Here is an 11,689-nt window from a genome sequence, read left to right as displayed (position 1 = left end):
AAAAACATTATACAGCACTTCATAACCGCGTCACAATTTATAAACACTATGAAAAAAAGAATTATACTTATCATGGCTATACTGCTTCAAATTGGAGCAATAAGCCAACTAAAGGCGCAGATAGATCCACACTTTTCGCAGTATTATGCGTATCCGCTATACCTGAATCCGGCTTTAACTGGTGTTATAAATGGAGACACGCGTATAAATGCGAACTTCAAAAACCAGTATGCCACCATTAACAATGCCTATCAAACTGGTGCGTTGTCCGTTGATCTTAAACCTACCGATAAAGTTGGCGTAGGGTTTAACGTGATAAACCAGGCGGCGGGTGATGTTGGCTACAACTATTTTGCAGCTTACGGATCTTTTGGTTACGCTATTTCGGTATCAAATGATGGCTATAAAAAAGTGAGTTTTGGTGTGCAGGCAGGTGTAATCAACCGCAGTTTTGATGCCTCTAAAGCCCAGTTTGGCAGCCAGTTTAATCCTAACAGCGGTTTTGACCCAACCATGCCAAGCAATGAAAACTTCTTGAATACCAATGCTACCGTTTTTGATGCCGGCGCTGGTGTTTTTTATTATGACGGCGATCCTATACATAATGCCAATTTCTTTGGAGGTTTAAGTGTAGGGCACCTCTCGCGCTCAAGAGATCCTTTTGCAGTTGATGGCAGTCGTAGTAAAATACCGCTTCGCTATACACTGCATGCAGGGGTACGTATCAAAGCTTCTGATTTTTTTGACATTATTCCGCATGCCATTTATATGAGGCAGCAAAAAGCCGAGGAGAAAGCCGTAGGTGCTTACTCTGAATTAAAACTACAGGACGATAAAGGTTTAATATTGGGTGGTATGTACCGTTTTAAGGATGCGGCAATAGCCAACGTTGGCTATCACATCAACAGCCTGATCATTGGCGCAAGCTATGATTTTAATACTTCATCACTTACCAGGGCCACATCTGGTAATGGTGGTATTGAGCTATCCATAAGTTATGTTTTCCGCAAACGGATTCAGGAGCCGGATGCAATTTGCCCAAGGCTTTAAACTCTTATCAATATGAAGAAAATATTTATCACAATACTTATCCTGATTATATTTAAAAGCGCTGATGCTCAGTATAGCAAGGACAATCCAAAAGTTTACGGAGATAAGTCGTTCAATAACAAAGACTATTACGAAGCTGCTTTTTATTATAAAAGAGCAGCCGAGGGCTTAAGCCTTACCCTGGTACAGGCCATACCTTATCATGCCGGCGAAAACACAACCACCAAGCCAGCCAAAAAAGAGGATCGTGCCTATATATGCTTTCAACTGGCCGAATCATACCGGTTATATGAAAACTACCAGGAAGCCGAAGGCTGGTATTTAAAGGTAATAGATGAAAGCTATGAGGCAAAATACCCATTAACTCGGCTTTGGTATGGTGTGTGTTTGAGGGCCAATCAGCATTTTGATAATGCCATTAAACAATTAGAACAATTTATCTCTGTTTATAATGGCGACAGCAAATATATTGATCTGGCCAAAAAAGAGATTCGGAACTGCAGATTTGCTAAAGAACAGTATCAATATCCGCTGCTTTTGGATGTTGTGGAATTGAAAGATCAGTTTAAATCAGACGGATCTGATTATTCATTGATCCAACGCGATGGGAACAGCTTTTTTACTTCATCAAGATTTGTTAAGAACGATAAAAAGCACTTGAACAGGATTTACACTTTAAGCAAAGATAAACCAGGCACGCCGGAAGTTGTAGAGTTTAAAGGCGATGAAAGTAAAAAGGAACTTGAATACGGCACACCTTCATTTAGCGAAAACGGTAAAAGAATGTACTATACCCGCTGGTATAAAGAGGGTAGTAAAACCATACACGCCATTTATTACAGCAGTTGGGTTGATAATGCCTGGAGTGCTCCAAAGAAAATGAACAGCAATGTAAACGCGGAGGGCTTTAACTCTATTCAGCCTTTTGTAACGGCCGATGGCTTGCGTATGTTCTTCACTTCTAATAAACCCGGGGGCCAGGGTGGGGATGATATTTGGGTATGTTATCTTGATTTTAACGGCGATGCCACAAGCTCAACCAACCTGGGTAGTGTTATTAATACCTCTTTTGATGAAGAAGCGCCATATTATGATATGCCAAATAAAAGACTGGTATATAGCTCAAAAGGATTTATCGGACTGGGTGGTTTCGATTTTTTTGAGAGTTTCAGTAAACTTGATAAGTGGAGCGAGCCTAAAAACATGGGTTACCCCATGAACTCGGCAAAGGATGATCTTTATTATTTGCCTAATCATGACGATGCCCGCAAATTTTATCTGAGCTCTGATCGTGAGTCTGAATGCTGTTTGGCCTTGTTTGGAGCTGTTGATTCAAGGCATGTGTTTTCGGGTATTGTAGTTGATTGCGATACGCGTAAGCCGCTGGCAGGAGCTAAAGTTAGTTTTATTGATTCGTTATCAAAAGATACCATGAAACAGGTTGTGGTTGGTAAAGACGCGCGTTATGCGTTTGATGTAACCAATAAACGCCCATACAGCCTAAGGCTTGAAAAGGCAGGTTACTTTGCCAAAAATGTTCCGGTACCGGCAAGCGGCCGAATGAATAAGGATACACTTGAGAGCCCTGACATCTGCTTGCAGGCCTTCACCATTGATAAACCTATCCTGATTAAAAATGTATTGTATGATTTTAATAAAGCAACACTAAGGCCCGAATCAAAGCTGGTTTTGGATACATTGGTTATTGTGCTTAAGGATAATCCAAAAATTAAGGTTGAGCTATCATCACATACCGATTCGGTAGGCTCAAATAAATACAACGATAAGCTATCGCAGGAGCGGGCGCAAGCATGTGTTGATTACATTATATCAAAGGGTGTTGAGCAACCTCGCATTTATGCAAAGGGCTACGGAAAAAGAATACCTGTTGCGCCGAATTCGCTGCCCAACGGAAAGGATAATCCGGCTGGCCGTCAGTTAAACCGGCGAACAGAATTTAAGGTGCTGAAAGTTGAGTGACAGGTGGTGTTTAATTATTGAAGGGGATAAAATGATAAGTAATATTCATGGGCAGCTAAATGCGTATGTGGTTGTCATCGTTTTGTTGGCAATAGTGATGGGAGGCTATGGTTTTCTGAATCTAAGCACGGCATTTAAGGTGCCAAATAGCAGGGTTGACATTGAGCGGTCTGATAAATTTGTAATAGGGGTTTTTAATATCATTATCAGTGCGGGCGCTCTTTTTTTAGTGTTGCTGGCTTCCAGGTAACAGGTACGGAATTATATAATCAGGAATTAAAATAAGGTTATGATTAAGCAGGATAGATTATCGTTAAGCAGGCCATTACTCAAAACCAAAGGTTTTTCAACATTGCATGTGCAAATATTTGAATATATTTTAATAGGCAAAACCAATAGGGAAATAAACAGAATATTGGGATATACACAACGTTCGCACGCCGTGGTTGATCACTCGCGCAAGGTAATGTATAAGTTGCTTGCAATGGAAGACCTTCATAAGGCCGATTTTACGGAACGGGTAATTTATCCAAGAAAATATCAATTCTGGTGGATGAAACTGTTAACCAAACATAAGACTGAATTGCAATTGATGGCGATTGACCCAAAGTTTTATGAATAAAATATTGCGGTAAAAGATCGCAATTAACTGATCAGGTAGTAATGAGTAATGAAGGCATTTGATATGCCTTCATTGCTCATTTTTGGTTTGTTACCTCTGTTTAATGACTTGGTTTATATAATCTTGCAAAGTTATTTTTGCCATTTCTGTTATGGTATTATTACTATTTGCTGCCTAAGGATGTTCATGATTTCGCTTCCAACCTGGCCTGATGCCAAGTATAATATTTATTGCTTCAGAATTAATGATTAGCTTACTTAAGATTATCTGATTACTAATAAGCTAAATTAAACCGGCAATTTTTTGAAATGAAACACGTGTTATTAAGTGTCGAATAAACGCTTAATAACACGTGTTTGAACAATGATTTAATAAAAAGTAATATGTGGTTATTAATATTTATAGTTAATATAAGTAACTACATAAATATTTATATGCGGAATGCTCAGCTTTTTAATATTATTCTATAATACAATTATATTGTGGGGATGGTGCCTCCATCTATAACATATTCGGTACCTGTTATATAAGCAGCCCGGGCAGATACCAGGAAGGCCACCAGCTCTGCTACCTCTGTAGGTTTGGCCGGTCGACCCATCGGTATGCCTCCCAGAGAGTCCATTAATTTTTGTAAGCCGGTTTCGTAATCAGTTCCTGTGCTTTCGGCTATATTTTTAATAAATGTTTCGGCAGCCTCGGTTTGTATAAATCCAGGCGAAACGGTTAATACCCGCACCCCTTTAGGCGAAACCTCGTTTGATAAGCTTTTACTATAATTAGTTAAGGCCGCTTTAGCTGCTGCATAAGGCAGGGTTGAATCATAAAGTGGCAACGATCGTTGTATGGATGCTATATGAATGATTACTCCCGAACCCTTGGCGAGCATAACAGGGAGCAAACCCCTGTCCAAACGCACAGCGGCAAGTAAGTTGGTATTAATAGCATTGTCCCAATGCTGATCATTAAGTGCTGCAAACCCACCATTAGGCGCTGATGATCCACCTGCATTATTGATCAGGATATCAACACCATTAAAACGGTTTATTATTTCATCAACAACATGGTCAACACCTTCGCGCGTGCTGATATCCGCTTGTATAAAATGAATATTTGGTTCTTGTTCATCATTTTTAGTGCGGGCAGTTGTTATAACATTAGCACCGCCTAAAGCCAGGCGTTCGGCAATAGCCTTGCCGGCACCTTTAGTGCCGCCTGTAACCAAAACTCGTTTTCCTGAAAACTCTTTATTGTTTATTTCGATATTACTTTTCATCCTTTTTTAAATTTTGATTGCTGAATTGCATTGACAAAACTCGGCCGTATTTATGGGCTGTGCAATAAGGGATTAGTTATTCAGATAGGGATAAATTTATCCCTATGGGCCTTTTAGGCAGAATGCCTTATCTTTGTTTATGTACGAAAGAAAAATTCCTATCGACCAAAATTGCGGCCTTGATCTGATCAGGGAAGTGCTATACGGCAAATGGAAGATCCATCTGCTATATTATATTTCGAGAGGCATACAACGTCCCAGCGAATTGCAGCGCGAAATTCCAGAGGCCACCCGCAGAGTGCTCAACGTGCAGCTGAACCAGTTGGAGCAGCATGAACTGATCACCAAAAAAATTTATCCGCAGCTACCTCCAAAAGTAGAATATAGTTTAACCCCCTTTGGCGAGAGCCTGCTGCCCGTGGTTATGTTGATGGGTAAATGGGGGGATGACAATCAGGAACACCTGAAAAGAGTGATCCTTAAAGATAGTCTCGAATCTGTTAAACCGCAAGCCAAAGTAAGATCCATCAGCCGATGAGCAGTTTGTTGAAGGATATATATTCGGCAGGCTTTTATAACAGGTTTACCGATGTGCTTGCCGCGGTGCTTCCTACTTTTGATAAGCAACGCTTTATTTCGCTAATTTTTACAGAGGGTTATGAAAACAAGGCGTTGAAACAGCGGATGCGGCATAATTCTGTTGTGTTGAACCTGTTTATGCCTGCCGATTTTCCATCTGCCGTTGATGTGATGGAAAACCTCATACACCGCCTGCGTGCCGAACACTTTGGGGAAGATAGCCTGGCCATGATGTTTTTGCCAGATTACATTGAAGTTTATGGTATTGATCATTATGAACATTCGGTAAAGGCACTGGAATTTATAACCCAGTTTGTAAGTTGCGAATTTGCCGTACGACCGTTTTTGCTGAAATATACCGATCAAATGCTTACACAGTTGCAGGCGTGGTCATTACATGAAAATTACAAGGTAAGGCGTTTTGCCAGCGAGGGCAGCCGTCCGCGATTGCCATGGGGCTTAGCCGTACCATCGCTAAAAAAAGATCCGGATAGGGTACTTGCCATTTTAGAGAATCTGAAGAATGATCATTCAGCGTGGGTGCGCAAAAGTGTAGCCAATAACCTGAACGATATTTCAAAAGATCATCCGGCCATCATGATGGATGTGGCCCGCAGGTGGAAAGGAATCAGTAAAGAAACGGACGCCATCATTAAACACGCCAGCCGTACCTTATTAAAAGCGGGACACAACGAAATATTAGATCATTATGGCCTGGAGGGTAAAAACATTAGCCTAAGCGGGTTTAACATCATAGCACCCAGTGTTAAAATAGGGGATAGCCTGGAGTTTGAATTTGAAGTTAGTAATGATCATACCGATAAGCAAAACGTACGATTGGAGTACGGTGTTTACTACAATAAAGCAAACGGACAGCTATCAAAAAAGGTGTTTAAAATAAGCGAGCGTTTGTATCAGCCCGGCGAAAAGGCCTCGATCAATAGGAAACAATCATTTAAACCGATCACCACCCGTAAATTTTATCCGGGTAAGCATCAGCTTTCTATCATTATTAATGGCCAGGAAAAGGAGATAAAAACCTTTGATATATTTGGCTGATACTTTGCTGCTATAATTTTTTGATGCATCATGATTGATCCGCTTATTAATTTTTTACGGCTTTTAAGATATGTTTCAGATGAGGATGCGGAGATAATCGCGAACCATTTTGAACATCAATTATTTAAGGAGGGCGATTTCCTGTTTAATGGCCACCGGGTGTGCACCGATATGTTTTTTGTTTGCAAAGGTGTGCTGCGGATAGTAACCCATAAAGAAACGGGTGTTGATGTAACCCACTTTTTTTACAAAGAAAATCAGCTATGCACTATACTGCAAAGCTTTGAAGAAGCAACACCAACAGAACCCGGCATACAGGCATGTTGCGATGCGGAGGTACTGACGATCAGCAAGAGCAAACTCCTTGCTCTGTATGAGGAGCTGCCTTATATGAAGGAGATCATCGAAAAAATAAACCAGCAGCACCTGATCGAAAAAGTAAGGGTGAGGAACAGCTATATTGGCGAGGATGCCGAAAATCAGTATAAGCTTTTCATTATGCAGCAGCCGGATATAGCACTTCGGGTTCCTTTAAAGGATATTGCCGGTTACCTGGGCATCACGCCACAATCACTCAGCCGGATACGGAAAAATATACGATAGCAAAAGCGGTCAAACCAAAAAGTTTGACCGCTTTTGTGATCATGCGTTGATGTAAACACTCAGTGCATCTTCCAATAAAGTTTCGCCTTTAATATGCTCATGACCATTTTTTTCAAATACGATATGCCCACTGTTAAATCCGCTGGTCATTTCGGCCATTAAGGCTGATGCTTTTGGGCTGGCCCCGAATGATCGGTAAACGGTTTCGTAATCAGCCTTGGGAATAGCCTTTGCCTGGATGCTTTGATTTAACCGACCGCTCAATACCGCGGCTACATCAGCTGCGGAATATTGACAGGGACCCTCAAGCTCTATAATGCGATGACCTTTCCAGGTTTGCTGCAGCAGTTCGGCTGCCAGCTTGCCTATATCTTTCGTAGCGATCATAGGGATAAGCATATCCGTAGGATCTAAAAAACTATGCAGCCGCCCACTTTGCTTAGCCGGGACAATACCACCCGCAAAGTTCTCCATAAACCAACCGGCACGTATACCGGCTGTTGGTACACTTAACTTTTGAAAAAGCTGTTCCATATCATACAGTTTTTTAATAGCGCCTGTTCCGGCAGATAAATGTGCCCCTATGGATGACAGGTAAACCACTTTGGCTGGTTTGGCTTTTTCTATAGCAAGGGTTAGGGATGCCAGCATCACATCATGATCAGCCATCGGATCGGTTGATTCAAACAGTGGTGGGGTCATGATAAAAACCCCATCTGTGCCTTCAAAAGCAGTTTCGAGAGCCCGTTCATCATGTAATTCGGCAATGGCAATTTCTGCACCTTTATTTAGCCATTGCTGTGCCTTGCCCGCATTTCTGAGGATGGCCCGAACCGGTTGTTCATTGTTCAATAATATATTGGCAGCCACACTGCCAACGCGGCCTGTAATGCCTGTTATTGCATACATAAGCTTAATTTTTAGGTGAAATAGGGGTATTAAATAATAGCCTAAACCAGCACTGTGCCGCCATCAACAGTGATGATTTGGCCGGTGCCAAAGTGTTGTTTCATGAGGTAGGTAAAAGCCAGCGCTACATCTTCTGCTTCGCCAACACGTTTTACCAGCAAGGCTTCGCCATAATATTTATACATACCTTCACGGTCGGTTTCAGGTATGCTGTTCCACAGGTTGGTTTTGATAACACCTGCCGCAACCGCGTTTACTCGGATAGGGGCCAATTCAACGGCCATGGCCCGGGTTAGTCCATCCATAGCACCGCAAATGCTTGCACCAAGCAACCAGCCTGCACCGGGACGGGCATTGGCAGTACCACTCATCAACGAAATAGAACCACCCTGGTTAATATGCGGCGCGCCATATTTTAATGATGCAAGTGCCCCCCAATAGCGCAGGTTAAAAAAGTTATGCGCTTTTTCCAGATTCATATCATTCAGGTATATCAGGCTAAGGTTTTCACCGGCGGTGTATACCAGGTGATCAAAATTGCCTATGCCGTTAAAAAAGATTTTGATATTTTGCTCATTACTAAGGTCAATGGCATAGCCTTTGGCTGTATCAGGTAAAGTTGCAAGCGCATCATTAACACGTTGCTGATTGCTTGATACCACTACTACATGAGCGCCTTCGGCTGCTGCTGCCTGTGCTGTAGCCAGGCCAATGCCTGATGTGCCACCCATGATAACCACCCTTTTACCTTGTAATTTGCTGTTATTAATTTGTGTATTCATATTATTAATTATTTGATAACACAAAGGTCTGCCTATATTGATCGCAGCCACTTACCAAATGGTAAAAACGAAAAACAGGTTAAGCTTTACAGGCTAATTATTTTACATTATAAATATACCGATGGGTATACTTATAATTACTTTTGCCAAAATTTACTCAACCGTAATAAATTATGTTAAAAAGAGTAGTAATAACAGGCCTGGGTGCGCTAACCCCGCTTGGTAATCAGGTGAAAACTTTTTGGCAAAATGTAGTTGCCGGTAAAAGCGGCGCTGCAACCATTACCCATTTTGATCCCACTTTGTTCCGAACCCGTTTTGCCTGCGAATTGAAGGATTTTAATGCAGCAGATTTTTTAGACAAGGCGGATATTAAACGGACAGATCCATTTACCCAGTACGCCCTTGTGGCATCAGACGAGGCCATAGCCGATTCGGGATTCGATCTGAATACTATGGACCCATTTGATGTTGGCGTGATCTGGGGCTCAGGCCAGGGTGGTATGTTAACCTTTGAAGAACAAGTAAGGGATTATACCCTTGGCGATGGCCATCCGCGGTTTAGCCCGTTCTTTGTGCCTAAGCTGATCACCAATATGGCCTCGGGTATGATCTCCATCCGTAACGGCTATATGGGTATCAATTATACCACGGTATCTGCCTGTGCCACATCCAATACCGCTATTATGGATGCCTTTAATTATATACGCCTCGGCAAGGCCAAGGTTATTATTACCGGCGGTTCCGAAGCGCCTATTACTCCGGCATCTTTTGGTGGCTTTAGCTCGATGAAGGCAATGTCGGCCCGTAATGATGATCCTCAGGCAGCTTCCCGTCCTTTTGATGTTGAGCGCGATGGCTTTATCATGGGCGAGGGCGCAGGCGCATTGGTACTGGAAGAGTACGAGCACGCCGTAAAGCGCGGCGCGCATATCTACGGCGAAGTTCGCGGAGCTGCCATGACTGCTGATGCCTACCACATGACGGCCACCCATCCCGAAGGTTTGGGGGCTGCAAAGGGTATGCAGCTGGCGCTTGATGAGGCCGGTGTATCCATCACGGATATTGACTACCTGAACATGCATGCCACATCAACTCATGTTGGTGACCTGTCTGAACTGAATGCTGTTCTGCGACTTATACATGGCGAAAAGAACAATATTAAGATAAGTGCCACCAAATCAATGACGGGCCATTTACTCGGCGCTGCCGGTGCCATAGAAGCTATTATTTGTTTGCTGGCCATGCGCGATAATGTTATTCCGCCTACTATTAATACAACCTTGCTTGACCCCGCAGTGCCCGATAGTTTAAACATCGTTTTAGGAGAAACTATCGATCACCAGGTGAATTTAACCATGAGCAACACCTTTGGTTTTGGCGGTCATAACGGTATTGTCGTTTTTGGTAAAGTGTAACTTTTTAAAATTAAATTTTAACATTTTTTGGTATCAAAAAAAGCCATAATTGGTCCAATTTTGATGAAAAATGGCCTGAAATATTCAAATAACAATCATTTTAACACTTTTTGATGTGTTTTTTGAGCTTTAAAAAGTTTTAAAGTGCTGATAGTTAATGTATTTTTGAATATTGTTCCGTGCCCGGGGCTTTATCTTCTTAACAAAACAGCCCGGTCTTTCTGCATAAAGAGAAACCGGGCTGTTGATTGATATAAAGATACTGAAAATTGCCGGGATCAGCAAAGTTTGCCTTGTGTTGTCATTTCGAGCAGAGCGAGAAATCCTGTGCAACTAATATGCTTTGGCTATAAGATCTCTCCTCGTACCTCGTTCGAGATGACAACTGGGTTTACTAATTAAAATCACTTACCCGCCACCTGTTTAATTACAGCAATGATATCTTCATTGCCATGAGCGGCTTCGGCTTCCTGATAGGTTTGATAGGCCGACTGGGCAAGGGGCGAGTTCAATCCTTCAGCTTTGGCCAGACGCAGGTCTTTGGCTATATGTTTCAGCGCGAAGGCGGCTTTGTAGTTATCGTTCAAAATGGCATCTCCTTTTATTTTGGCAAAAATATTGCCCAGCGCGCTGTTGTTGATAATAGTTAGCATATCTTCGGTTTTAATATCGTTATGCTGCGCAAACAATACGGTTTCGGCCAGGCCCTGGGCATGTATGCCCAGCAGGGTGTTGATGGCCAGTTTAGCGGCATTGCCTGCACCGGTATCGCCAACCAGCAGGGCCAGCTTGCTTAGTTTTTCAAGCTCAGGTTTTACCTGCTCAAAGGTTGTGGCTGCGCCGCCCGCCATAATTACCAGAGTGCCGTCTTCTGCCTGTTTTACGCTGCCCGATACCGGGGCATCAAGGTAATCACTTCCTTGTGCCCGAATCAGTGCTGACACTTGCCTGCTGATACCCGGCGATACGGTACTCATGTTTATAATAACCTTACCGCTGGTGTTGGCGCTCAGCAAACCTTCGGCACCATTGAAAATATCGTTGATGGCCTCATCGTTTGATACCATAGCAAAAACAATATCGGTTTGCTGAATTAGTTCTTTTGGTGACGATGCCGTGGCAGCCCCGCCCGCTTTCAGTGATTCTTCCTTTTCTTTACTGCGGTTATAAACCGTTACCGGGTAACCAGCCCTGATCAGTTGCTGCGACATCGGGATGCCCATATTACCCAAACCTATCCAGCCTATTTTTTTTGTACTCATGATAAATGTGTTTTTTTAGAATGCTTGTACAAAGTTTGATAAACAAACCCATACAACACTTAACAAATGGTAAAATGTTTTTTACTGTTTGTTGTTTTTTTGGATAAGCAGACTTACGAAGTTTTCAAAACTTCGTAAGTCTTTGACCATGC

12 protein-coding genes are annotated in these 11,689 nt (G+C 42.4%); 8 read left to right on the top strand and 4 right to left on the bottom strand.

Features of this window, described 5'->3' with window-relative positions:
- The first annotated feature begins 48 nt into the window (after positions 1-48).
- The 4 genes from QWZ01_RS18210 to QWZ01_RS18195 are packed head-to-tail and all read left to right on the top strand — an operon-like array spanning position 49 to position 3,652.
- The gene (locus tag QWZ01_RS18210) at positions 49-1,050 is read left to right on the top strand and encodes a PorP/SprF family type IX secretion system membrane protein (RefSeq protein ID WP_290325730.1); all 1,002 of its coding nucleotides are present in this window, start codon (positions 49-51) and stop codon (positions 1,048-1,050) included.
- A 12-nt stretch (positions 1,051-1,062) separates the two neighbouring features.
- The gene (locus QWZ01_RS18205) at positions 1,063-3,030 is read left to right on the top strand and encodes an OmpA family protein (RefSeq protein ID WP_290325729.1); all 1,968 of its coding nucleotides are present in this window, start codon (positions 1,063-1,065) and stop codon (positions 3,028-3,030) included.
- 31 nt (positions 3,031-3,061) lie between these two features.
- Positions 3,062-3,280: a hypothetical protein gene (locus tag QWZ01_RS18200; RefSeq protein ID WP_290325726.1), complete on the top strand. Its 219-nt coding sequence runs from the start codon at positions 3,062-3,064 to the stop codon at positions 3,278-3,280.
- Between the two features lie 39 nt (positions 3,281-3,319).
- Entirely contained in the window at positions 3,320-3,652 is a 333-nt protein-coding gene (locus tag QWZ01_RS18195; RefSeq protein ID WP_290325724.1) for a hypothetical protein, read from the top strand.
- Between the two features lie 475 nt (positions 3,653-4,127).
- On the opposite strand, the gene QWZ01_RS18190 is transcribed toward QWZ01_RS18195, so the two are convergent.
- On the bottom strand, positions 4,128-4,925 hold the full coding sequence (locus QWZ01_RS18190) for an SDR family oxidoreductase (RefSeq protein WP_290325723.1): 798 nt from the start codon (positions 4,923-4,925) through the stop codon (positions 4,128-4,130).
- A 139-nt stretch (positions 4,926-5,064) separates the two neighbouring features.
- On the opposite strand from QWZ01_RS18190, the gene QWZ01_RS18185 reads away from it, so the two are divergent.
- Genes QWZ01_RS18185 through QWZ01_RS18175 form a run of 3 tightly spaced genes read left to right on the top strand, consistent with a single transcriptional unit; the run spans position 5,065 to position 7,166 of the window.
- Positions 5,065-5,463 (top strand): winged helix-turn-helix transcriptional regulator, encoded by a 399-nt coding sequence (locus QWZ01_RS18185; protein ID WP_290325720.1) that lies wholly within the window; start codon positions 5,065-5,067, stop codon positions 5,461-5,463.
- Positions 5,460-6,563, top strand: coding sequence for a DNA alkylation repair protein (locus QWZ01_RS18180; protein ID WP_290325716.1), 1,104 nt, complete (start codon positions 5,460-5,462; stop codon positions 6,561-6,563). The genes QWZ01_RS18185 and QWZ01_RS18180 overlap by 4 nt, the downstream gene beginning before the upstream one ends.
- 30 nt (positions 6,564-6,593) lie before the next feature.
- Complete coding sequence (locus QWZ01_RS18175; RefSeq protein WP_290325714.1) at positions 6,594-7,166, top strand: Crp/Fnr family transcriptional regulator; 573 nt, start codon at positions 6,594-6,596, stop codon at positions 7,164-7,166.
- 39 nt (positions 7,167-7,205) lie between these two features.
- Here the strand turns inward: QWZ01_RS18175 and QWZ01_RS18170 are convergent, their stop codons facing one another.
- Complete coding sequence (locus QWZ01_RS18170) at positions 7,206-8,075, bottom strand: NmrA family NAD(P)-binding protein (RefSeq protein ID WP_290325713.1); 870 nt, start codon at positions 8,073-8,075, stop codon at positions 7,206-7,208.
- Positions 8,076-8,116: 41 nt separating this feature from the next.
- Complete coding sequence (locus QWZ01_RS18165; protein WP_290325711.1) at positions 8,117-8,857, bottom strand: SDR family oxidoreductase; 741 nt, start codon at positions 8,855-8,857, stop codon at positions 8,117-8,119.
- A 173-nt stretch (positions 8,858-9,030) separates the two neighbouring features.
- Here QWZ01_RS18165 and fabF point away from each other — a divergent pair, with 173 nt between their 5' ends.
- Positions 9,031-10,275 carry a beta-ketoacyl-ACP synthase II gene (gene fabF / locus QWZ01_RS18160; protein ID WP_290325709.1) on the top strand — a complete coding sequence of 415 codons (1,245 nt, stop codon included), beginning with the start codon at positions 9,031-9,033 and terminating at the stop codon, positions 10,273-10,275.
- Between the two features lie 404 nt (positions 10,276-10,679).
- Here the strand turns inward: fabF and QWZ01_RS18155 are convergent, their stop codons facing one another.
- Positions 10,680-11,537: an NAD(P)-dependent oxidoreductase gene (locus QWZ01_RS18155; RefSeq protein ID WP_290325708.1), complete on the bottom strand. Its 858-nt coding sequence runs from the start codon at positions 11,535-11,537 to the stop codon at positions 10,680-10,682.
- Positions 11,538-11,689: the final 152 nt, after the last annotated feature.

Source organism: Mucilaginibacter aquaedulcis (assembly GCF_030409325.1).
Lineage (GTDB): Bacteria > Bacteroidota > Bacteroidia > Sphingobacteriales > Sphingobacteriaceae > Mucilaginibacter > Mucilaginibacter aquaedulcis.
This window is presented reverse-complemented; position numbering and strand designations above follow the sequence as displayed.